The sequence below is a fragment of the Halopseudomonas phragmitis genome, from assembly GCF_002056295.1.
GTDB lineage: Bacteria > Pseudomonadota > Gammaproteobacteria > Pseudomonadales > Pseudomonadaceae > Halopseudomonas > Halopseudomonas phragmitis.
On the sequence record NZ_CP020100.1, the window covers coordinates 1,316,624 to 1,339,727 of the forward strand.

The 23,104-nt window shown below is 61.5% G+C and carries 23 protein-coding genes; 19 read left to right on the forward strand and 4 right to left on the reverse strand.

Annotated features, from left to right (window positions below; translation table 11 throughout):
• Position 1: 1 nt before the first annotated feature.
• Both BVH74_RS06095 and BVH74_RS06100 read right to left on the reverse strand, forming a co-directional pair.
• Positions 2-1,000, reverse strand: a complete 999-nt coding sequence (locus tag BVH74_RS06095; protein ID WP_080049202.1) for a WD40/YVTN/BNR-like repeat-containing protein — start codon at positions 998-1,000, stop codon at positions 2-4.
• A gap of 261 nt (positions 1,001-1,261) precedes the next feature.
• On the reverse strand, positions 1,262-2,971 hold the full coding sequence (locus BVH74_RS06100; RefSeq protein ID WP_080049203.1) for a sigma-54-dependent Fis family transcriptional regulator: 1,710 nt from the start codon (positions 2,969-2,971) through the stop codon (positions 1,262-1,264).
• A 383-nt stretch (positions 2,972-3,354) separates the two neighbouring features.
• Between BVH74_RS06100 and BVH74_RS06105 the strand changes: the two genes are divergently transcribed.
• From BVH74_RS06105 to BVH74_RS06190, 18 genes are all read left to right on the forward strand, one after another.
• Entirely contained in the window at positions 3,355-3,606 is a 252-nt protein-coding gene (locus tag BVH74_RS06105) for a phenol hydroxylase subunit (RefSeq protein WP_080049204.1), read from the forward strand.
• Between the two features lie 47 nt (positions 3,607-3,653).
• Entirely contained in the window at positions 3,654-4,655 is a 1,002-nt protein-coding gene (locus BVH74_RS06110; protein WP_080049205.1) for an aromatic/alkene monooxygenase hydroxylase subunit beta, read from the forward strand.
• On the forward strand, positions 4,652-4,924 hold the full coding sequence (locus BVH74_RS06115) for an MmoB/DmpM family protein (RefSeq protein WP_080049206.1): 273 nt from the start codon (positions 4,652-4,654) through the stop codon (positions 4,922-4,924). The genes BVH74_RS06110 and BVH74_RS06115 overlap by 4 nt, the downstream gene beginning before the upstream one ends.
• Before the next feature lie 10 nt (positions 4,925-4,934).
• Positions 4,935-6,476: an aromatic/alkene/methane monooxygenase hydroxylase/oxygenase subunit alpha gene (locus BVH74_RS06120; RefSeq protein ID WP_080049207.1), complete on the forward strand. Its 1,542-nt coding sequence runs from the start codon at positions 4,935-4,937 to the stop codon at positions 6,474-6,476.
• A 65-nt stretch (positions 6,477-6,541) separates the two neighbouring features.
• Positions 6,542-6,901: a phenol hydroxylase subunit P4 gene (locus tag BVH74_RS06125; protein WP_080049208.1), complete on the forward strand. Its 360-nt coding sequence runs from the start codon at positions 6,542-6,544 to the stop codon at positions 6,899-6,901.
• Between the two features lie 10 nt (positions 6,902-6,911).
• Positions 6,912-7,973: an NADH:ubiquinone reductase (Na(+)-transporting) subunit F gene (locus BVH74_RS06130; RefSeq protein ID WP_080049209.1), complete on the forward strand. Its 1,062-nt coding sequence runs from the start codon at positions 6,912-6,914 to the stop codon at positions 7,971-7,973.
• Positions 7,974-8,084: 111 nt separating this feature from the next.
• Positions 8,085-8,405 carry a 2Fe-2S iron-sulfur cluster-binding protein gene (locus tag BVH74_RS06135; RefSeq protein ID WP_080049210.1) on the forward strand — a complete coding sequence of 107 codons (321 nt, stop codon included), beginning with the start codon at positions 8,085-8,087 and terminating at the stop codon, positions 8,403-8,405.
• A 9-nt stretch (positions 8,406-8,414) separates the two neighbouring features.
• A complete protein-coding gene (locus BVH74_RS06140; RefSeq protein ID WP_080049211.1) occupies positions 8,415-9,338 on the forward strand; it encodes a catechol 2,3-dioxygenase in 924 nt (307 codons plus the stop codon).
• Positions 9,339-9,369: 31 nt separating this feature from the next.
• Positions 9,370-10,830 carry a 2-hydroxymuconic semialdehyde dehydrogenase gene (locus BVH74_RS06145; RefSeq protein WP_080049212.1) on the forward strand — a complete coding sequence of 487 codons (1,461 nt, stop codon included), beginning with the start codon at positions 9,370-9,372 and terminating at the stop codon, positions 10,828-10,830.
• Positions 10,831-10,837: 7 nt separating this feature from the next.
• The gene (locus tag BVH74_RS06150) at positions 10,838-11,692 is read left to right on the forward strand and encodes an alpha/beta fold hydrolase (RefSeq protein WP_080049213.1); all 855 of its coding nucleotides are present in this window, start codon (positions 10,838-10,840) and stop codon (positions 11,690-11,692) included.
• 2 nt (positions 11,693-11,694) lie between these two features.
• Positions 11,695-12,480, forward strand: a complete 786-nt coding sequence (gene dmpE, locus BVH74_RS06155) for a 2-oxopent-4-enoate hydratase (protein WP_080049214.1) — start codon at positions 11,695-11,697, stop codon at positions 12,478-12,480.
• Positions 12,481-12,629: 149 nt separating this feature from the next.
• Positions 12,630-13,568, forward strand: coding sequence for an acetaldehyde dehydrogenase (acetylating) (locus tag BVH74_RS06160; RefSeq protein WP_080049215.1), 939 nt, complete (start codon positions 12,630-12,632; stop codon positions 13,566-13,568).
• Between the two features lie 10 nt (positions 13,569-13,578).
• Positions 13,579-14,613 carry a 4-hydroxy-2-oxovalerate aldolase gene (gene dmpG, locus BVH74_RS06165; RefSeq protein WP_080049216.1) on the forward strand — a complete coding sequence of 345 codons (1,035 nt, stop codon included), beginning with the start codon at positions 13,579-13,581 and terminating at the stop codon, positions 14,611-14,613.
• Positions 14,610-15,413 (forward strand): 2-oxo-3-hexenedioate decarboxylase, encoded by an 804-nt coding sequence (dmpH, locus tag BVH74_RS06170; RefSeq protein ID WP_080049217.1) that lies wholly within the window; start codon positions 14,610-14,612, stop codon positions 15,411-15,413. The genes dmpG and dmpH overlap by 4 nt, the downstream gene beginning before the upstream one ends.
• Positions 15,414-15,423: 10 nt before the next feature.
• Positions 15,424-15,615 carry a 2-hydroxymuconate tautomerase gene (gene thmT, locus BVH74_RS06175; protein WP_080049218.1) on the forward strand — a complete coding sequence of 64 codons (192 nt, stop codon included), beginning with the start codon at positions 15,424-15,426 and terminating at the stop codon, positions 15,613-15,615.
• 20 nt (positions 15,616-15,635) lie between these two features.
• Positions 15,636-16,334, forward strand: a complete 699-nt coding sequence (locus BVH74_RS06180; RefSeq protein WP_080049219.1) for a hypothetical protein — start codon at positions 15,636-15,638, stop codon at positions 16,332-16,334.
• A 10-nt stretch (positions 16,335-16,344) separates the two neighbouring features.
• Positions 16,345-16,776, forward strand: coding sequence for a GlcG/HbpS family heme-binding protein (locus BVH74_RS06185; protein ID WP_080049220.1), 432 nt, complete (start codon positions 16,345-16,347; stop codon positions 16,774-16,776).
• A 106-nt stretch (positions 16,777-16,882) separates the two neighbouring features.
• Complete coding sequence (locus BVH74_RS06190; protein ID WP_080049221.1) at positions 16,883-17,854, forward strand: AraC family transcriptional regulator; 972 nt, start codon at positions 16,883-16,885, stop codon at positions 17,852-17,854.
• A gap of 228 nt (positions 17,855-18,082) precedes the next feature.
• On the opposite strand, the gene BVH74_RS06195 is transcribed toward BVH74_RS06190, so the two are convergent.
• Positions 18,083-19,750: an arylsulfatase gene (locus tag BVH74_RS06195; protein ID WP_080049222.1), complete on the reverse strand. Its 1,668-nt coding sequence runs from the start codon at positions 19,748-19,750 to the stop codon at positions 18,083-18,085.
• A gap of 27 nt (positions 19,751-19,777) precedes the next feature.
• Complete coding sequence (locus BVH74_RS06200; RefSeq protein WP_080049223.1) at positions 19,778-21,190, reverse strand: alginate export family protein; 1,413 nt, start codon at positions 21,188-21,190, stop codon at positions 19,778-19,780.
• Between the two features lie 212 nt (positions 21,191-21,402).
• Between BVH74_RS06200 and BVH74_RS06205 the strand changes: the two genes are divergently transcribed.
• Positions 21,403-23,094, forward strand: coding sequence for a long-chain-fatty-acid--CoA ligase (locus BVH74_RS06205; RefSeq protein ID WP_231705576.1), 1,692 nt, complete (start codon positions 21,403-21,405; stop codon positions 23,092-23,094).
• Positions 23,095-23,104 lie beyond the last annotated feature (10 nt).

Consider the following 23,104-nt stretch of genomic DNA (forward strand, 5'->3'; position numbering starts at 1 on the left):
CTCAGTCAGTACTGGCCGCCAGGGCCTTTGGGAGTTCAAGGTTCAGCAGCAGGCCACGACCACCGGCGACCAGCAGTTGCTGATTCGGCAGTAGTTGGCCAGCGCGCAGATACAGCGGCTGTTCGGGGGTTGGCAGCGACTGCCAGCGGCTACCGTTGAGACTCAGCACCGTGGCGTTGTCACCGACCGCATACAGGCCATGCTCGCCACTGATAAAGCCGAAGATCGGGACCTCGGTGCCGGTCGGCTGGCGCCGCCAGCTGTCGCCGCCATCGCGGGTATGCCAGATGAAACCGTTGAGGCCACCGACCCAGCCCTCATCAAGACTGCGGAAGTGGCTGGTGTGCGGGTAGAACTCATCGGGCAGGCTACCGGCCGGGTCCCAGCTCTGGCCGCCGTCGCGGCTGGTGAACACCAGCCCGTACTCCCCGGCGACTACTGCCTGGTCGGCGTCGATAAATTGCAGGGTGGTGAGAATGGCGTCTTCATCCAGGCTGGTCTCGTCCCAGCTCTGGCCCTGATCATGGCTGCTTTGCAGGGTGCTGTAGCTGCCGGCGGCCCACCAACTTCCGTCCGGGGCGCAGGTAGCGGTCATCATCTGCTCGCTGCTGGGCAATGGGTGGGCGTTCCAGTCACTGGCATCGGGGCTGATGTGCCAGAGCTGGTTGTCGAAGGCCAGGGCGATGAAGCTCTGGTCAGGGCAGACATCCAGATCGATCAGGCCCATGTCGGTGGGTAGTTGCTGGCGCTGCCAGTGCTGGCCGAGATTGGAGCTGATCAGCACCACACCATGGTTACCGGCCAGCAGAGTGAGCTGGTCGTTGCTGGCCATGGCCTGGTAGAAGTCGGTGCGCTGGATCGGTTGCAGGCTCTGCTGCTGGACCGCCTCAAGGTCGAGCGGAGCTTCGCAGCCACCCAACCAGAGCAGCATGAGTCCCAGAGGTGCCAACCGCAGGGGCTGGCGAACAGGGCGCGCAAGGCGCAGGGGTACATCTAACATGGTGAGTCACCGTCACGGTCTTGTTGTTGTGTGCAAAGCGGCTGGAGAGGCATAAAGCAACGCCTGTGCCAGAGACCGTTAAGTGTTTTCAGGTGATTGATTAGTAAAGATTTTCTACTGTGCCAGGGTGGCGATGGAGGAGGTTTTGGCCGATTGCGTGGATTTGATATTGATCAAATGATCAAGCAGTGCGGGGCGCTTGCTGATTTCATCAAAAGGGAGTGCCCGCCAGGAAGGGCTCCAAGCGGGCAGCTGTGGGTATCAGGCATCGCTGTCTTCAAGGATGCCGGTTTTCTTCAGCCGGTAGGCCAGGGCCGGGCGGGTCAGGCCGAGCAGGCGTGCGGCCTGTGAGACATTCTGGTTGGCCAGTTCCATGGCCCTGCGCATCAGTTGTTCCTCGACCTGATCCAGGCTGATCTGTTGTTCGATGATATGGCTTACCCAGTCCCCGCTGACCTGACTATGGGCATGGACCAACTGGCCGCTGGCATTCAGGCGCTCTTCCGGGCAGTCACCCGAGTGTTCGGGAAACACGGCAAACAGTGCATCCTGGCTGATGGTTTCGTTGCTATCGGTCAGAATCACCCCGCGCTCAATGACGTTTTCCAGCTCGCGGATATTGCCGGGCCAGCGATAATGCAGGCACAGTTCCAGCGCCTTGTCGGACAGGCCCAGGGTGCGTTTGTTGTATTCGCGGTGGAACTTGCGCAGAAAGTGCTCGGCCAGCAGCGGCAGATCTTCGATACGTTCGCGCAGTGGCGGAATCTTCACCGGGAATACGTTGAGTCGATAGAACAGGTCGGCGCGGAATTTTCCCGCTTCCACTGCGTCAGCCAGGCTTTCGTTGGTGGCGGCAATCACCCGCACATCAATCTTGCGGGTGCGAGAATCACCAACGCGTTCCAGTTCGCCTTCCTGCAGCACGCGTAGCAGGGTGGCCTGGGCCCGGGGCGTCAATTCAACCACTTCATCCAGGAAAATGGTGCCGCCATGGGCGCGCTCGAAGCGTCCGGCGCGAGTCTGGCTGGCGCCGGTGTAAGCGCCTTTCTCGACCCCGAACAGCTCGGCCTCGATCAGGTCCGGGGGGATCGCTGCGCAATTGATCGCGATAAATGGCTGCTCGGCGCGCTCACTGCGCAGGTGTACGCTGCGCGCGATCACTTCCTTGCCGACCCCGGTTTCGCCCAGCAGCAGCACCGAGACCTTGCCGTGGGCGGCCTTGTCGATCATCTTGCAGACCTTCTTATAGGCCAGCGACTGGCCGATACCGTAGTACTGGCCTTCCTGCTGCTCCAGACTGGTACGCAACGAGCTGAGTTGTGATTGCAGGTCATAGAGCTCTTCGATGATCGGGTCGGCACGGAAATACTGCTTGAATTCGGCGGCATCCTCCCATTCCTCGGCCGGCTTGCCGACGATCAGGCATTTTTCATTGCCACAGCCTTTGCAGCTCACTTCGCGGAAGATGATTTCCCGGCCCATGAACGAGGAAGTATAGGCGCAGGCATAGCCCAGCAGCGACCAGCACACCGGCTCGTCCATCATGCCCAGCTCGGTCTGACAGATTTCCACCTCGAACGAGTCGATCCACTCCAGCTCGCCATAGAAGTGGCCGGACTGCTGATCGAGGTCGATCTGGATCGGCCGGACCTTGACCATGCCCTTGAGCGAGTGCAATTGCGGGCCGGCGAGGAAAATGTCGAGCTCGCTGCAGTCCGGGCGCAGCTTGCGCGCCAGCTCGGCGTCCTTGAGTCCGGACTGGTAGCCCAGGCGCAGAAAGAAACCCTTGGCCCGTTCGATGCCCAGGCTGTTGACCAGCTCACGGCGGAAGTTGGCCATGGCCGAGACCTGCATCAACAGCATGCGCTGTTCGCCGAACCAGATCTTGCCATCCGTGCTCTGGAAACGGATCTGTTCACTCAGATCCTGGAAATCCGAATACTGCAGCTGTGGCTTATAGCTGATCGCCATGGCGTCGGGCCCCGGTTGTTGTTGTGTGGGGTGGTGGTCAGTCTGTCTTGGCTTGAGACAGTGATCGCAAGGGTGCACTTTTCATCATCGCCTTGATCGTGCTCAAAAATCAATCAAATGATCAATCGCGCAGAGGCTCATTAACCATATTAGGCCGCGTCTGAGCATTTGCTCAGATGCTTTGGTGGATTTGATCAAATCATCAAAGTTCACCTGCCGGCAATCATCCTCAATGGCTGGGAAAACGTCGCCGGCAGCATGAATGAAAAGAATTTTTCCTTTTTATATCAATATCTTGACTTGTGGTCTGGGTGCGTGAAGGCAACTCTGGCACAGCCGTTGCTCTATCACCCGTAGACAACAACGAGCACAGGTTAACGACCATGAGCCAACCCCAGCAGAGCTTTGACGAGATGACCCGCTATATCCGGGTTCGCAGTGAACCGGGTGCCCGCTTTGTCGAATTCGACTTTGCCATCGGTCATCCCGATCTGTTTGTCGAGCTGGTACTGCCACAGGCGGCTTTCGAGCAGTTCTGCAAGCACAACCATGTGGTGCACATGGACGAGGAAATGGCCCGTCAGGTCGATGAAGAGATGGTCAAGTGGCGCTTCGGCGAGAAGGGCCATCGCTGAACCCGGTACTGCACACCCCTCTACAAAAACAAGATGGTACGGTTGCTATGAGTATTGAAATCAAAACCCATGCGGTGGAGCCGATCCGCCACACCTACAGCAATATCCAGCGCCGCTTCGGCGACAAGCCGGCTTCACGTTATCAGGAAGCCAGCTACGACATCGAAGCGACCACCAATTTCCATTACCGGCCGCTGTGGGACCCCCAGCATGGTCTGAATGACCCCAGCCGCAGCGCGGTACGCATGGCCGATTGGCACGCGGTGACCGATCCGCGCCAGTTCTACTACGGCGCCTACGTGCAGAACCGGGCCAAGATGCAGGAAGCCACCGAGTACAACTTCAGCTTCTGCGACAAACGCGGACTGCTGACCCGCTTGCCTGATGCCGTGCAGGAAAACCTGCTGCGTCTGCTGGTGCCGCTGCGCCATGTCGAGTTGGGCGCCAACATGAATAACAGCAGCGTGGCCGGTGACTGCGTGGCCGGGACCATGACCCAACTGCATATCTATCAGGCCATGGACCGTCTGGGTATGGGCCAGTACCTGTCGCGTATCGCCCTGCTGATCGATGGGGGTACCGGTGAGGCACTGGATCGCTCCAAAACCTACTGGCTGGATGACGCCTTGTGGCAGCCGCTGCGCCAACTGGTCGAGGACAGTCTGGTGATCAAGGACTGGTTCGAACTGACCCTGGTGCAGAACCTGATTATCGACGGTCACCTGTATCCGCTGATGTATCAGCACTTCGATCAGTGGCTGGCCGAACAGGGTGCCGAGGATGTGTCGATGCTCACCGAGTTCATGCGCGACTGGTTCAGCGAGTCCAGTCGCTGGGTCGATGCCATGGTCAAAACCGTGCGCGCCGAGAGCGAGGCCAACGCCGAGCAGTTGCAGGCCTGGATCGAGGTCTGGCAGCCGCGGGTGATCGCTGCGCTGGCGCCGCTGGCTGAGGCCAGTGTTGGTGCCCCGGCGCTGACCGAGGTAGCAGCCCAGTTTGCTGCGCGCCTGAAGAAACAGGGTTTCGCTGCACAGGAGATCGTCGCATGAGCCAGCTCGCTTTCATCGTGTTTCAGGACAACGACAACGCCCGCTATCTGGTCGAGGCGATTGCCGAGGACAACCCCCACGCCGAAGTGCAGCACCACCCGGCCATGATCCGCATTCAGGCCGAGCAGCGCCTGGTGATCAACCGCCACACGGTTGAAGAAAAGATCGGCCGCGAGTGGGACGTGCAGGAAATGCTCCTGGACGTGATCAGTATCGGCGGCAACGTGGATGAGGATGACGATCACTTCATCCTCGAGTGGAAAAACTAGGAGATTCGTCATGGCGACCAAGAACAAGAAACTCAGTCTCAAAGACAAGTACCAGTACCTGACCCGCGACATGGCCTGGGAGCCTAGCTATCAGAAGAAGGAAGACATCTTCCCCTATGAGCGCTTCGAGGGCATCAAAATCACCGACTGGGACAAGTGGGAAGACCCGTTCCGCCTGACCATGGACGCCTACTGGAAGTATCAGGCCGAGAAGGAGAAGAAGCTGTATGCGATCTTCGACGCCTTTGCCCAGAACAACGGCCACCAGAACATTTCCGATGCCCGTTACGTCAACGCTCTGAAGCTGTTCCTGACCGGAGTGTCGCCGTTGGAGTACGGGGCTTTCCAGGGCTACGCCAAGGTTGGCCGGCACTTCAGTGGCGCCGGCGCGCGAGTGGCCTGCCAGATGCAGTCGATCGACGAACTGCGTCACGTGCAGACCCAGATCCACGCCATGAGCCACTACAACAAGCACTTCAACGGCCTGCATGACTTCGCCCACATGCATGACCGGGTGTGGTTCCTGTCGGTGCCCAAGTCGTTCTTCGACGATGCCCGCTCGGCCGGGCCGTTCGAGTTCCTTACCGCGATCTCGTTCTCCTTCGAGTACGTACTGACTAACCTGCTGTTTGTGCCCTTCATGTCCGGTGCCGCCTACAACGGCGACATGGCCACCGTTACTTTCGGTTTCTCGGCCCAGTCCGACGAGGCCCGGCACATGACCCTGGGTCTGGAAGTGATCAAGTTCATGCTGGAACAACATGAAGACAACGTGCCGATCGTCCAGCACTGGATCGACAAGTGGTTCTGGCGCGGTTACCGGCTGCTGAGCCTGGTCAGCATGATGATGGACTACATGCTGCCGAACAAGGTGATGTCCTGGAAGGACGCCTGGGAAGTTTATTACGAGCAGAACGGTGGTGCGCTGTTCAAGGATCTGGAGCGCTACGGCATCCGTCCGCCCAAGTACCAGGACGAGGCCAACAAGGGCAAGCACCATATCAGCCATCAGCTGTGGTCAACCTTCTACCAGTACAGCCAGGCCACCAACTTCCACACCTGGATCCCCAGCGAGGCGGAAATGAACTGGCTGTCCGAGCAGTATCCGGACACCTTCGACAAGTACTACCGGCCGCGTTTCGAGCACTGGCAGAAACAGCAGGAGCAGGGTGAGCGGTTCTATAACAACACCTTGCCGCAACTGTGCCAGGTCTGTCAGGTGCCGACCCTGTTTACCGAGCCGGATGACCCGACCCAGCTCAGTCATCGCAGCCTGGTGCACGACGGTGAGCGTTATCACTTCTGCTCCGATGGCTGCTGCGACATCTTCAAACACGAGCCGGAGAAGTACATCCAGGCCTGGTTGCCGGTGCATCAGATCTATCAGGGCAACTGCGAGGGTGCGGATGTCGCGACCGTGGTCGCCAAGTACTACCACATCAATATCGGCCAGGACAATTTCGAGTACCTCGGCTCGCCCGATCACCGGCGCTGGCAGGCGATCAAGGGTAACAAGCCGCTGGGTGCCGGTGACTCCAAGGATGCCGCCTGAAACCAGAACCTGAACCGCCGCCCCGGTCACCGGCCGGGGCCACTACAAGAACAAGGTGACACCCCATGAGCGTAAAAGCCCTTTATCCCTACAGTGCCGAACCCAAGGACCTGCAGGCCAACTTCAACGGCATGCAACTGGTCTACGTCTACTGGCGCAAACACCTTATGTTCTGCTCGCCGTTCGCCTTTCTGGCGGCGCCGGACATGCCTTTGGGTGACTTCTTCGAGCAGGTCCTGGGCCCGGCCATCGCCGCGCATCCGGACAGTGCCGGACTGGATTTCAGCCGCGTCGAGTGGCAACTGGATGACCAGCCGTTTACCCCGGATCTGGCGGCCAGCCTCAAGGACAGCGGCATCGGCCACAAGAGCATGCTGACTTTGACTACCCCGGGCCTGGAAGGCATCGGCGGCAGCGCAACCTGAGGGTATTGCCATGAGCTACACAGTCACCATCGAGCCCACCGGCGAGCAGATCGAGGTCGATGACGGCCAGACTATTCTTCAGGCTGCCCTGCGTCAGGGCGTCTGGCTACCGTTTGCCTGTGGCCACGGTACCTGCGCAACCTGCAAGGTCCAGGTGCTGGACGGCGATGTGGATATCGGCGAGGCCTCACCGTTCGCGCTGATGGATGTCGAGCGTGACGAAGGCAAGGTGCTGGCCTGCTGCGCCACGGTGCAGAGCGATGTGACCATCGAGGCCGACATCGACGTTGATGAAGACTTCGAGGGCTATCCGGTCGAGGACTATCAGGCCACGGTCAGCGAACTGGTCGAGCTGTCGCCGACCATCCTCGGTGTTCGCCTGACGCTGGACCGGCCCATGACCTTCCAGGCCGGGCAGTACATCAACCTGGAGCTGCCGGGCATCGAGGGTAGCCGGGCGTTCTCGCTGGCCAACCCGCCGAGCCGGCCCGACGAGGTCGAGCTGCATGTGCGCCTGGTCGAAGGCGGTGCCGCTACCACGCATATCCATCAGCAGCTCAAGGTTGGTGACAGCCTCAAGCTGTCCGGCCCCTACGGCATGTTCTTCGTGCGTAGCTCGCAGCCCGGCGATCTGATTTTTATCGCTGGCGGTTCCGGGCTGTCCAGTCCGCAATCGATGATCCTCGATCTGCTGGCGCAGGGCGATACGCGCCAGATCACCCTGTTTCAGGGCGCGCGCAATCGGGCCGAGCTGTACAACCGCGAGCTGTTCGAGCGCCTGGCCGCCGAGCATGCCAACTTCACCTATGTCCCGGCACTCAGCCAGGCCGCCGAAGACAGCGACTGGCATGGTTTCCGCGGCTATGTACATGACGCTGCCAAGGCCCATTTCGACGGCCGTTTTGCTGGCCACAAGGCTTACCTGTGCGGGCCGCCGCCGATGATCGATGCTGCCATCACTGCCCTGATGCAGGGCCGGTTGTTTGAGCGTGACATCTTCATGGAACGCTTCTACACCGCCGCCGATGGCGCCGGGGAGACTCAGCGCTCGGCCCTGTTCAAGCGCATCTAAAACAAAGCTGCGCGGGTGCGCAAGTGTCTGCGCAGCCGCGATAACCGCCGGCACGCCAGCTTTCGCAGACTGGTGTGCCAACCATACGAACGGCAGTCGAGAACAACAACCATGACTGACACATTCGAAATGATCGAGCTGGTCAAGGGCCTGCACTTCAGTTGCTCACGTGAGCAGTCCCTGCTCAAAGCCATGGAGCTGGCCGGCAAGCGCTGCATCCCGGTCGGCTGCCGCGGCGGTGGCTGCGGCCTGTGCAAGGTGCAGGTGGTCAGCGGCGAATTCAGTTGCGGCCCGATGAGCAAAAAGCATGTCGATGAGCAGTCCCGCCGCTGTGGTCAGGTGCTGGCCTGCCGGGTCTACCCGTTGACCGATTTGACCTTTGAATACCGGCCGGCCGCCGAGCTGGCCAGCACCCAACAACAAGTCCAATGAGGTGATGTCATGAAAAAAGGTGTGATGCGTCCCGGCCACGTACAGCTCCGGGTGTTGGATATCGATGCAGCGGTCCGCCATTACGCGGACCTGATGGGGCTGATCGAGATGGACCGCGACGACCAGGGCAGGGTCTACCTCAAGGCCTGGACCGAAGTCGACAAATTCTCCGTGGTACTCAGGCCCGATGACGAGCCGGGCATGGATTTCATGGGCTTCAAGGTGATCGACGATGCCACCCTGACGCAGCTCGGCAAGGACCTGCAAGCCTGGGGCTGTGCAGTGGAAGAAATCCCCGCCGAAGAACTCAAGGGCTGCGGCCGTCGTCTGCGCTTCCAGGCCCCCAGCGGTCATTTCTTCGAGCTCTACGCGGAGAAGGAATATACCGGCAAGTGGGGCGTCTCCAACGTCAACCCGGAAGCCTGGCCGCGTGACCTGACCGGTATGAAAGCAGTGCGTTTTGATCACTGCCTGCTGTATGGCGATGAACTGGCAGCCACCTATGACCTGTTTGTCAACGTGCTGGGTTTCTATCTGGCCGAGCAGGTGCTGGACGACAACGGTGACCGTATTGCCCAGTTCCTCACCGTATCCATGAAAGAACACGATGTGGCTTTCATCATGCACCCGGAAAAGGGCAAGTTCCACCACGCCTCTTTCTACCTGGACACCTGGGAGCAGGTCCTGCGCGCCGCCGACCTGATCTCGATGACCGATACCTCGATCGATATCGGCCCGACCCGCCACGGCCTGACCCACGGACAGACCATCTATTTCTTTGATCCCTCCGGCAACCGCAACGAAGTGTTCTGTGGCGGCGACTACCACTACCCCGACCACAAGCCGGTGACCTGGATGGCCAAGGATCTGGGCAAGGCGATTTTCTACCACGACCGTCAGCTCAACGAGCGTTTCCTCAGCGTGCTGACCTGATACACCCCTGTTCGACGAGACTTGCGCAGCCATGAAAGAGATCAAGCATTACATCAACGGTGAATACGTCGGCTCGGCCAATGGCCGGCTGTTCGACAACGTCAACCCGGCCAACGGCAAGGTCATCAGCCGGGTGCACGAGGCCGGCCGCGAAGAAGTCGACGCTGCCGTCAAGGCTGCGCGTGCAGCGCTCAACGGCCCGTGGGGGCGGATGACGGTGGAGCAGCGCACGGCGATCCTGCACAAGGTTGCCGACGGCATCAACGCCCGCTTCGACGAGTTCCTCGAGGCCGAATGCCAGGACACCGGCAAGCCCAAATCGCTGGCCAGCCACATCGACATTCCGCGTGGTGCGGCCAACTTCAAGGTGTTTGCCGACCTGATCAAGAACGTCGCCGCCGAGGCCTTCGAAATGGCTACCCCCGATGGCACCGGCGCCCTCAACTATGCGGTACGCCGGCCCAAGGGCGTGATCGGGGTGATCAGCCCGTGGAACCTGCCGTTGCTGCTGATGACCTGGAAGGTCGGCCCGGCGCTGGCCTGCGGCAACACCGTGGTGGTCAAACCGTCGGAGGAAACCCCGACCACCACCGCGCTGCTGGGCGAGGTGATGAAGCAGGCCGGCGTGCCTGATGGAGTCTACAACGTGGTGCATGGCTTCGGCGGCAACTCGGCCGGCGCTTTCCTGACTGAACACCCGGATGTTGATGCCTATACCTTCACCGGCGAGACCGGCACTGGCGAAACCATCATGAAGGCCGCCGCCAACGGCGTGCGTCAGGTATCGCTGGAGCTGGGTGGCAAGAACGCCGGCATCGTGTTCGCTGACTGCGACATGGACAAGGCCATCGAGGGCACCCTGCGTTCGGCGTTCGCCAACTGCGGTCAGGTGTGCCTGGGCACCGAGCGGGTGTATGTGCAGAGACCGATCTTCGACGAGTTCGTCGCCCGCCTCAAGGCCGGCGCTGAAGAGCTGGTGATCGGCCCGCCGGACGATGAACGTAGCAACTTCGGCCCGCTGATCAGTCTCAAGCACCGCGAGAAAGTACTGTCCTACTACCAGAAGGCGGTCGACGATGGCGCTAGCGTGATCACTGGCGGCGGCGTGCCGGACATGCCGGCCGAACTGGCGCATGGCGCCTGGGTGCAGCCGACCATCTGGACCGGACTGAAGGACGACTCAGCGGTGGTCACCGAAGAGATCTTCGGCCCCTGCTGCCATATCCGCCCGTTCGATACCGAAGCCGAAGCCATCGAGCTGGCCAACAGCCTGCCCTATGGCCTGGCCTCGGCGCTCTGGACCGAGAACGTGACCCGCGCCCACCGGGTGGCCGGGCAGCTCGAAGCCGGCATCGTCTGGGTCAACAGCTGGTTCCTGCGTGACCTGCGCACCGCTTTTGGTGGCAGCAAGCAGTCGGGTATCGGCCGTGAGGGGGGTGTGCACTCGCTGGAGTTCTACACCGAACTGAAAAACATCTGCGTGAAGCTGTGAGGCGCCCATGACTGTACCTGTCAACAGCCCGGAAGTTGGTCGCAGCATCACTGCTGCCGGTTTCCAGACCAACCTGCACGACAGCGGCACAGGTTTTCCGCTGATGCTGATTCACGGCTCGGGGCCCGGCGTGACTGCCTGGGCCAACTGGCGCCTGATCATGCCGACACTGGCAGAGTCGCGCCGTGTCATTGCCCCGGACATGCTCGGCTTCGGCTACAGCGAACGCCCGGAGCAGCCTGACTACCGCCGCGATGTCTGGGTCGAGCACGCCATCGGTGTACTCGATACCCTGGGTATCGAACAGGCCGATCTGGTCGGCAACTCCTTCGGCGGCGGCATCGCCCTGGCGTTGGCGATCAAGTACCCCGAGCGTGTGCGTCGGCTGGTACTGATGGGCAGCGCTGGGGTCAGCTTCCCGATTACTCCCGGCCTGGATGAGGTCTGGGGCTATGAACCGTCGTTCGAGACCATGCGCCGACTGATGGACACTTTCGCCTACGATCGCAGTCTGGTCACTGACGAGTTGGCCGAGTTGCGCTATCAGGCCAGCATCCGTCCGGGTTTCCAGGAGTCCTTCGCGCAGATGTTCCCGGCTCCGCGCCAGCGTTGGGTCGATGGGCTGGCCAGTGCCGAGGCCGACATCCGCAACCTGCCGCACGAAACCCTGGTGATCCACGGCCGCGAGGATCAGGTGATCCCGCTACAGGCGTCACTGCAACTGGCTGAGCTGATCCCCAACGCCCAGTTGCATGTGTTCGGCCATTGCGGCCACTGGACCCAGATCGAACATGCCGGTCGCTTCGCGCGGCTGGTGGAAGATTTTCTCAGCGAAGCCGACAGCGCTTCAGGAGCACAGTGACCATGGATCAGACTCAGATCAATCAACTCGGCGACGAGCTTTACCAGGCCATGCTCAAGCGTGAAGCGGTCAGCCCACTGACCAGCCGTGGCTTCGATATCAGCGTCGAAGACGCCTACCACATTTCCCTGCGCATGCTGCAAAACCGGCTGAATGCCGGTGAGCGGGTGATCGGCAAGAAGATCGGCGTCACCAGCAAGGCGGTGCAGAACATGCTCAACGTGCACCAGCCCGACTTCGGCTACCTGACCGATGCCATGGTCTACAACAGCGGCGAAGCCATGCCGATCAGTGAAAAGCTGATGCAACCCCGCGCCGAGGGTGAAATCGCCTTCATCCTGAAAAAGGACCTGACCGGCCCGGGCGTCACCAACGCCGACGTGCTGGCCGCCACCGAGTGCGTGATGCCCTGCTTCGAGATTGTCGATTCGCGCATCCAGGACTGGAAGATCGCCATTCAGGACACCGTCGCGGACAACGCCTCCTGCGGCCTGTTCGTACTCGGTGACCAAGCCGTCTCACCGCGCCAGGTCGACCTGGTGACCTGCGGCATGGTGGTGGAAAAGAACGGCCAGATCATCAGCACCGGCGCCGGCGCTGCCGCGCTGGGATCACCGGTCAACTGCGTCGCCTGGCTGGCTAACACCCTGGGCCAGTTCGGTATTTCGCTGAAGGCCGGCGAAGTCATCCTGTCCGGTTCGCTGGTGCCGCTGGAGCCGGTCAAGGCTGGTGACTTCATGCAGGTCAGCATTGGCGGCATGGGTACAGCCAGCGTGCGCTTTACCTGACTGGATTGCCACGGGCCTGCGGCCCTCGCAATGACGAGCTAGTGCTACCGGCCTCTCCGCCGTCATTGCGATCGCAGCGAAGCAATCCATGTTGCAGGCAATGCCAGCCACCACAACAGAACAAGTATTACCCCAACGAGGGCATAAAGATGAGCAAGAAACTGAAAGCCGCGATCATCGGCTCGGGCAATATCGGCACCGACCTGATGATCAAGGTATTGCGCAACAGCGAGCATATCGCCATGGGCGCCATGGTCGGCATCGACCCCGAATCCGATGGCCTGGCGCGCGCTGCGCGCATGGGCGTGGCTACCACCCACGAAGGGGTGGATGGCCTGGTCAAGATGGCGGAATTTGCCGACATCGACTTTATCTTCGATGCCACCTCCGCCGGTGCCCACCGGCACAACGAGGTGTTTCTGCGCGGCCACAAGCCGGACCTGCGGATCATCGATCTGACCCCGGCGGCCATCGGGCCCTACTGCGTGCCGGTAGTGAACCTTGAGCAGCATATCAACGAAACCAACGTCAACATGGTCACCTGTGGTGGCCAGGCCACCATCCCCATGGTTGCCGCGGTCTCACGCGTGGCCAAGGTGCACTACGGCGAAATCGTCGCCTCGATTTCCTCCAAGTCAGCCGGCCCGGGTACCCGCGCCAACATCGACGAGTTCACCGAAACCACCGCCAAGGCGATTGAAGTGATCGGCGGTGCCAAGCGTGGCAAGGCAATCATCATCATGAACCCGGCCGAGCCGCCACTGATCATGCGCGATACCGTCTATGTGCTGAGCGAACTGGCCGACCAGGCCGCGGTGGAAGCCTCGGTGGAAGAAATGGTCCAGGCGGTCAACAGCTACGTACCGGGCTACCGCCTGAAGCAGAAGGTGCAGTTTGACGTCATCCCCGAAGACCAGCCGCTGAACGTCCCTGGCCTCGGCCACCTGAGCGGACTGAAAACCTCGATCTTCCTCGAAGTCGAAGGCGCTGCCCATTACCTGCCGGCCTACGCTGGCAACCTCGACATCATGACCTCCGCTGCGCTGGCTACCGCCGAGCGCATGGCGCAGTCGATGACCCAGGCCTGAGGAGACCATCATGACCTTCAATCCCGGCAAGAAACTCTACATCTCTGACGTCACCCTGCGTGACGGCAGCCATGCCATCCGCCACCAGTATTCGATCAAGAACGTGCAGGACATCGCTCGCGCGCTGGACAAGGCCAGGGTCGACTCGATCGAAGTCGCCCACGGTGATGGCCTGCAGGGCTCCAGCTTCAACTACGGCTTCGGCGCGCATACCGATCTGGAATGGATCGAAGCGGTAGCTGAAGTAGTGACCCACGCCCAGATCGCCACCCTGTTGCTGCCCGGCATCGGCACCATCCACGACCTGGATAACGCCTATAACGCTGGTGCGCGCATCGTCCGCGTCGCCACTCACTGCACCGAAGCCGATGTGTCCAAGCAGCACATCGAGCACGCGCGCAAGCTGGGCATGGACACCGTCGGCTTTCTGATGATGAGCCACATGCAGACCCCGCAGGGTCTGGCCCAGCAGGCCAAGATGATGGAAGACTACGGCGCCACCTGCCTGTATGTGGTCGACTCTGGCGGCGCCATGGGCATGCAGGATATCCGTGACCGCTTCCGCGCCCTGAAAGATGTACTCAAACCGGAAACCCAGACCGGCATGCACGCCCACCACAACCTCAGCCTCGGGGTGGCCAACTCCATCGCCGCAGTGGAAGAGGGCTGTGACCGCATCGACGCCAGCCTGGCCGGCATGGGTGCCGGGGCCGGCAACGCACCGCTGGAAGTCTTTATTGCCGCCGCCGAACGCCTCGGCTGGGAGCACGGCACCGATCTGTACACCCTGATGGACGCCGCCGATGACATCGTCCGGCCGCTGCAGGACCGCCCGGTGCGGGTTGACCGCGAAACCCTGGCCCTCGGTTATGCCGGGGTCTACTCCAGCTTCCTGCGTCACTCGGAAGTGGCGGCACAGAAGTATGGGCTGAAGACCGTCGACATTCTGGTCGAGCTGGGCAAGCGCCGGATGGTCGGCGGCCAGGAAGACATGATCGTTGATGTGGCACTGGATCTGTTGAAAAAACAGGAGCAATCGGCATGAAAGAGCAAAAAAGAACCCTGACCCGTGAGCAGGTGCTGGCGCTGGCTGAGCATATCGAGAATGCCGAACTGCAGGCCCACGACATTCACAAGATCACCAATGACTACCCGGACATGACCTTTGCCGACGCCTACGATATCCAGTGGGAAATCCGTCGGCGCAAGGAGGCCCGCGGCAACAAGATCGTCGGCCTGAAGATGGGTCTGACCTCCTGGGCCAAGATGGCGCAGATGGGCGTGGAAACCCCGATCTACGGGTTCCTCGCTGATTACTTCAGTGTGCCGGATGGTGGCGTGGTGGATACCAAAGAACTGATCCACCCGAAGATCGAGGCAGAAATTTCCTTCGTTACCAAGGCTCCGCTCAAGGGCCCGGGCTGTCATATCGGTGATGTGCTGGCAGCCACTGATTATGTGGTGCCGACTGTCGAGGTGATCGATTCACGCTACGAGAACTTCAAGTTCGATTTGATCAGCGTGGTGGCCGATAACGCTTCTTCGACCCGTTTCATTACCGGCGGGCAGATGGCCAATGTCGAAGACGTCGACCTGAAGAACTTCGGTGTGGTGGTGGAAAAGAACGGTGAGGTAGTCGATGTCGGTGCCGGTGCCGCAGTACTCGGGCACCCGGCCTCCAGCGTCGCCATGCTGGCCAACCTGCTGGCCGAGCGCGGCGAACACATCCCGGCTGGCAGCTTCATCATGACCGGCGGCATCACCGCGGCGATCACGGTCGAGGCCGGGGACAATATCAGTGTGCGTTACCAGGGGCTGGGCAGTGTGACCTGCCGGTTTGTCTGAGGAGAGAACTATGCCGATTGCACAATTGCACATTCTTGAAGGCCGCAGCGACGAGCAGAAGGAAACGCTGATCCGCGAGGTCAGCGAAGCCATCGCCCGGGCGCTGGATGCGCCGCTGCCGAGTGTCCGGGTAATCATCAGTGAGATGCCGAAAGCACATTTCGGGATTGGTGGCGAGCCGGCGAGCAAGGTCAGACGCTAAGACGGCTCCGGGAGGCAGCTATGGCATCCACGCGCACGTTACCGGCGCTGTTTCTGTCCTGCCGCGATGGCCGGCCTGCAGTATCTCGTCCGGCACCGTTGATCAGTCGGCTGGTCGAGCCGGGCACGGCGGTCGAGGCTGTGGTGTTCATCACCATTGAGCACACCGGGTGTGGTGCGCGGCTGTCCGCCGGCCCTGCCGGCAGTGAGCGGCTAGAGAGCCTGGCCAATCTGCTGGCTGAGCAGGGGCTTGCGGTCCAGGTCGAACGCTTGCCGCATCCGGCGCTGGCGGATGTCGCGGCGGAGTTGTGTGAACCGGCCCCGGGTGAATGCATCGAGCTGTGTTTGAGCCGGGACCTGGGCGCATGGCGGTGTCGCCAGGTCGGTCAGGCCCTGAGTACCTGGCGTGATGACCGTGTTTTGCTGGTGTGTCTGGATCGGGTGTGCGAAGACGCCCGGGCCGAAGCCCAACGACCGCTGCATGACCCGTACTGGCGTGGCTTGATGAGTCACTGGGTCGAGCAGCAGCAATGGCAGCAGGCTATGAGCGGCAATGTCGAGCTGGCCTATGAGTCGGGGTTCGACGATGACGGTACCGATACCTTGTGCCTGTTGCAGGCGGCATTCGGTCTGGGTGGTCAGCATATGCCCGAGCGCCTGTTTGGCTTCGACCTGGATGATCATCAACGCGCTCTGGCCGGTTACGGCTGGATGAACTGAGGAGGTCTGTATGGCTGAACTGAGTCAGCAGTCCAGCTTGCACTGGGAGGTGGCGCTGGCGGCGGCCCAGGCGGCAATGGCGCATGCCCGACAGCTGAACATCAAGGTGCATGTTGCCGTGGTGGACCGGGCCGGGCTGGAACTGGCCTATCTGCGCCACAACGACGCATTCCTGCATTCGGCCGATATCGCCCGTGACAAGGCCTATACCGCCGCCGGTTTCGGTTTCCCGACCAGCGCCTGGCTCGGCATTCTCGAGGCCAACCCGGCCATGCGTCTGGGTTTTCCCCAGCGCCCCCGGCTGGTGGTGTTTGGCGGAGGGCTGCCGGTTCTGGTCCAGGGGCAGTGCGTTGGCGGTATCGGTGTCTCCGGTGGTTCGGAAGCCGAGGACGAGGCCTGCGCCCGGGCCGGGCTGCGGGCTATCGGTCTGGAGAGCGACTGACCGTCGGTCAGCGCAGTATATCGACTCAGGTCCATGGGCGTACCATGGGCCTATTGCCGTTTTGGCTGGACCACACAGCCCATAACAACAATGACAAGGAGGGAGCATGGCTACCCATCCGCTACCCCAACTGCCTTTCGCCAGCCGCAGCATTCTGGCTTCGACCGATTATGCCGAGGCCGAAGCGCTGATCAACAGCAATCTCAATGAGCAGCGCAGCGTGCTGCCCAGCCGGGCGCGGGCCCAGGCCGACATTCAGATCACCTTGCAAGCCCTGTCTGAAATCAAGCTGTTCGGTGCCCATTGGGGCGATGCCGTGACCGTGCGTTCCTCGCCATTGGCCTGTTGGCACGGCATTTTGCCGTTGACCGGCGGCGTCAGTTGTCGTCAGGGTGGCCAGAGCGCTGGCGCCGGCGAACTGCTGCTGTTTGCCCCCGAACATGAGATCGACATTACCTGGCATGACGACACCCGTGCGGTGGTCATGGCGCTGAACACCGGTTTGTTGCGCGAGCATTTGGCAAGCCAATATCAGCTAGAGTTGCCGCAGGTGCGCCAGCGGGTGCTGAGCATTGGCCGCGAGCATCCGGCCCTGGCTAGTCTTGGTCATCTGTTGCAATTGACCGATGCCGAATTGCGTCAGGGCGGCGGCCTGCTGAACTCGGCGTTGGCGCAGCGCCAGTTCCAGTCGCTGTTCTGCGAGACGCTGCTGCAACTGGTGCCGGAGTTGCAGGCTCTGCCCGAGCGCCAGGTCTTGCCCGGGTTGGTCAAGCGTGCAGTGGATTTCATTCATGCCCATCTGGATCAACCGCTGGGTATCGATGATCTGGTGCGGATCAGTGGTGCCAGCCGTCGCAGCCTGGAACAGGCTTTCCGCTTCAGCCTGCAGACCAGCCCGATGCGCTATGTTCTGCACTGCCGGCTTCAGGCGGCCCACCAATGCCTGCGTCAGGCCCATCCCGGTGAGCTGCAACTGGCCGACGTGGCTTTTCGCTTTGGCTTCTCCCAGCCTAGTCATTTCACCACCGCCTACAAGCAGGCCTTTGGCGAACTACCGTCGCAGACATTGGCGCGTTAGGAAAACACTGATTAAATCAGTTCCGGTGCTGGCCCAATTGTCGCAGACCTGTTCTGGACACGCCGTGAACCCATCCATGGGGGCTTGACGATGCCCGTCCGGGGCATCGACAGTCCAGAACAGGTCTGCGCCAACAGGGCTGCAAGGCTTGCGTGCAATTAATCAGTGTTTCCTTAGACGACAACACCCGGCCAGGCCGGGTGTTGTCGTTAGTGCCGGTCGAATTGTTTACTTGAAGCAGTACTCGAACAGGCAGGTCTCGAAGCCGTAGCGGATGTTGAATTCGCCTTCCAGCACGTTGTTGCGCTCGACGTAGGCGTCCCAGTCCTTGAGCAGTTCGGCCAGCTTCTCGGGCTTGGCCTCGGCCAGGTCGTTGCGCTCAGTCGGGTCGTCGGCCAGGTTGAACATCTGCCAGGCGCCCTTGCCGTAGGGTGAGGTCATCCAACTCAGTTTCCAGTCACCCTTGCGCAGCGCCTTGCGTCCGAACAGTTCCCAGCCGATCGCGCGTTCCGGCAGGCTCTGGCCCTGCAGCGCCGGCACAATCGAGATGCCCTGCATTGGCTCGACCGGGCGCCCCTTGAACTCGGGAGCTGGATGCTCGACCCCGGCCAGTTCGAGGAAGGTCGGCATCAGGTCCATCACGTGCATGATCTCGCGGTTGATGCCGCCGGGCTGGCCAACGCTGGCATGACGGATGATCGCCGGCACCTGCACGCCGCCCTGGGTGGTCAGACCCTTGAAGTACGGCAGCGGGGTCGAACCGACCTGAGCCCACTGGGCACCGTAGTCGATGTAGGAACCCTTTCGGCCCATGTTTTCCAGGCTGTTGTCGAACGCCTCGTTCATCCACACGTCGTTGCCGGGCAGGCCCAGCGGGCTGTTGCCGTCGGCGCCGTTGTCAGACAGGAAGATGATGAAGGTGTTGTCGTACTGCCCGGTCTGTTTCAGGTAGTCGAACAGCCGGCCGATGTGATGATCCATGTTGTCGACCATTGCCGCGTAAACTTCCATGCTGCGCGCTTCGCGGGCTCTTTGCTCGTCGCTGAGTTGATCCCAGCTCGGCAGTACACCCTGCATCGGCAGGTGCGGTTCGATACCGGCATCGATCAGCCCGAGGCGCTGCATGTTTGCCAGTCGCTGCTGGCGGATCGCTTCATAGCCGGCGGCATAACGCCCTTCATATTTGTCCAGCCACTCATCTGGGGCATGCAGCGGCCAGTGTGGTGCGGTATAGGACAGCAGGGCAAAGAACGGCTTGCCGGTTTCCCGGTCGGTTTCGATGTAGTCGATCAGCTTGTTGGTGTGAAACTCGGTGGAGAAGAAGCCCTTGGGCACTTCGACCTGCTGGCCGTCTTCGCGGTAGATGGCCTTGGGGTCGACGCTGATGATCGCGGTCATGTCGTCGAAATGGCTGGCACCGCCCTGGACCAGAATGTATGAGCGGTCAAAACCACGGTTTTTCGGGCTCAGTTCTTCAGTGCGGCCCAGGTGCCACTTGCCGGTGGTATAGGTGCTGTAACCGGCGTCCTGCAGCACTTCGGCCAGATTGGCCACGCGCTGATTTAGATAGCCCTCATAACCAGGCTGGCCCTGCTGGAACGGCTGCATCAGTTCGGCCATGTTGCCCAGCCCGGCAATATGGCTGTCAGTACCGGACATCATCATGGCCCGGGTTGGCGAGCAGGTCGGCGCAGTGTGGAAGTTGGTCAGACGCAGGCCTTCGCCAGCCAGAGCATCGAGGTTGGGGGTGTCGATCTCGCCGCCGTAGCTGCCCAGATCGCTGTAGCCCAGATCGTCGGCCATGATGATCAGAAAGTTGGGCCGTTCGGCGGCGTGGCTGGTGGCACTGATAAGGCCGCAGGTGAGGGCGGCCAGGGCCAGATGCTTGAACTTCATCGAGGTGTCCTCTCTTGTTGTTGTGACTCAGAAACGGAATGAACTGCGCAGGGCAACGAACTGGGTGCTTTGCCCGCCGGCGCTGCGGACCACGCTGCCGGCCTTGAAGTACTGGTAGTCCAGGTCCAGGGTCAGGTTGGCGGTCGGGGTCCAGCGGGCGTTGAGTCGGTAGTTGGTGCCAATGTCGCGACCGCCGACGGCGGTGCTGCCCGGGACTACCTGCATACCGGGCAGGTAGATGGCGTCGGCACTGCTCTGGCGCCAGTGCTTGAAGATCGCCGGCTCTATACGCAGGTCGTGGCGGGGCGAGAAGGCCAGCATCGGGCCGGCCAGCAGCAGGTTGGCCGGATTGGTCAGGCCCGCCTCGCCATACACGCCGCCACGCGGGAAGTGCGGATCGAAGGTCTCGGCGCGGCCGTCAGTGGGGTCATCATCACCGGAAGACAGATCGAGCCGCATCGCCAGACGCGGCTTCCAGGCCTGGTCGAAGGTGTAGCCCGACTCGCTCCAGATCCCCCAGGCGCGGATCGACTGACCGGCGAAGTGGCCGCGTTGATGCATGAAATCCCAGCTCCAGTCGTAGCCGTCATGCCGACCGAACAGCCGGGTACCGAGGGTATAGCGCTTTTCCCGGCCAAGCGTGCCGAACAGTGGCCGCTGCTTGCGTTCCAGACCCATGGCGTACAGGTCGATGCCGGTAACCTGGGCTTGCGGCAGGCTGGCGTAGAGGCCGTAGAAACGGGTGTTGTTGTCGGACTTGTCATCGAAGTTGCCATCTTCGTGGCGCACGGTGCGCATGGCAAAGGCGTCCAGTGTGCGACCACCCTGACCGTTCAGGGTCAGGCGCAGGCCGTCGAAGGTCTGGCGGATATTCGGGGTTTCGGCGTAAGTCACCAGCGCGTGCACGCCATAGGCCATTTCCTGGCGTCCGGCGCGAATCCGCAGGCGCTGCTGGCCCAGATCGAGGTTGCTTTCAACGAAGGCCTGATGAATGTCGTTACGACTTTCATCGCGCGGGTTTTGCAGTTCCTTGCCCCAACTGCGGGTGTTTTCCAGTTGTACGAAGGCGCGCAGGCGGTCATCCAGCAGGTGCAGGTCAGCATGCAGCTGGGCGCGTTGTTGCAGGTAATTGTCCTTGTGCACCGGGGTCAGGCCGAACAGCGGCTGGCGCACATTGTCGGCCCGGTAGCGCAGCTCGCCGCCCAGTTGCAGCCAGGCCGAGTCGCTCAGGCGGTGGTAACGGTAGTTGTCGAACCAGTCGGTACGTTTGGCCGGGTCGTCGAGGAAGCGGTAATCCTCCAGCCAGCGCGGCAGGCCGGGGCGTAGCGGCCGGCTCTGCTCCAGCGGGTTAGCGCCTGGCGCCTGGGCCTGGGCCGGCGGGCTCACGGCGCCAGCTACCAGCAGGGCAGGGATGGACAGGGCAGTAATCAAGGTACGCATGTGCTTGTGGTCCCATCATTGTTGTTATCGGGACCTTGAGTATCCTGCGTGGACTGAGCCGGCGTTATCGCCAGTGCGCAGTTACTTGCGACGCTGCGCAACAAGCTGCGCTATGGCAGCTCATATCCGCGGTCGATATGGCTTCTCGACGAGACATGGGCGCGCTACTTTCGGGCATATACAAGAACAACATCACTCCATGGAGGCGTGTCGTGAGCTCAGAACTGCGCTGGTTGAATGCCTATCCCGATAGTGTGCGCTGGGACGCGCCGTTGCCACAGCGCAGCGTCGATGCGCTACTGGCCGAGGCGGTAGCGGCTTATGCCGAACGCCCGGCGCTCGACTTTCTCGGCAGCAAGCTCAGCTATGCCGAGCTGGACCAACTGATCCAGCGGGCCGCCTGTGGGTTGCAGCGCCTGGGCGTCGGCCCCGGCGTGCATGTGGGGCTGTATCTGCCCAACTGCCCGCATTACTTCATTAGTTTCTTTGCCGTGTTGCGGGCCGGCGGCACGGTAGTCAACTATTCGCCGCTGGATGCCGAGCGTACTCTGGCGCACAAGATCGAGGACAGTCAGACCGACATCATGGTCACCCTGGATCTGGCCGCGTTCTACCCGAAAATGGCTGCGCTGCTAACCAGCAGCCGTCTGCGCGCTTTGGTGGTGGGCCAACTGACCGAATTCAATACGGCGGTTGAGCCGGCGGTCGCGGCCCAGTTGGGGCCGTCTGCCGAGGTGACCTATGGCACCGATTGTCAGCGCTTCACCGCCCTGCTGGATAACCACGGCGAGCTCAAGGCCCATCCGCTGGATGATCCGAAAACCGTGTTGGCGGTGCTGCAATATACCGGTGGCACCACCGGTCTGCCCAAGGGCGCTATGCTGACCCACGGCAATATCAGCAGTTCCTGCGCGCAATTGCGCGAGATTCTCGCCAGCTATCTGCAGCCGGGCCAGGAGCGGGTGCTGGCGGTGCTACCGCCATTCCATATCTATGCGCTGATGATCAACATGGTGTTCAGTCTGCACCTGGGGGCCGAGATCTACCTGCATCCGCGCTTCGATGCCGAGACGGTCCTGCGCGAGATCGACCGCAATCGCATCACCACCTTCCCCGGGGTGCCGACCATGTTCATCGGTCTGCTGGCCCATCCGCTGACCGCTGAGCTGGATCTGACCTCGCTGAAGATGTGCAACTCCGGCGGTGCGCCGCTGCCGCTGGATGTCCAGCAGCGTTACCAGCAGGTCGCCGGTTGCGCTCTGCGTGAGGGTTGGGGCATGACCGAAACCACCACCACCGGGACTTTTACGCCCAAGGATGCCGAGCCGCATCCGGGCTCCTGTGGTTTGCCGGTGCCGGGCTGCCGGATCAGGATTTTGCCGCTGGATGGCAGCGATCGTGAGCTGGCACCGGGTGAGCGCGGCGAGGTATGCATCAGTGGTCCGAACATCACCGCTGGCTACTGGAAACGGGCCGACGCCAGCGCCGAGGCCATGACCGCCGATGGCTTTTTACGGACCGGAGATGTCGGCTATATGGATGCCGACGGCTGGGTGTATATCGTCGACCGCACCAAGGACATGATTCTGTGCAGTGGCTATAACGTCTACCCGCGGGTGATCGAGGAAGCCATCTACGAACATCCGGCAGTCGAGGAGGTTTCGGTGATCGGTATCGACGATCCCTATCGCGGTCAGGCACCCAAGGCCTTTATAAAGCTCAAGGCTGGTGCCGAGGCATTCGACTTCGCCACGCTGCAGGCGTTTCTTGAGTCGCGTCTGGGCAAGCATGAACGGCTGGCGGCCATGGAGATTCGCGAAGCGTTGCCCAAGACCCCGGTGGGCAAGCTGTCGAAGAAGGAACTGGTCGACGAGGAGCGCCAGCGCAGTCAGGCTTGCGCCTGAGCGCCCGGCC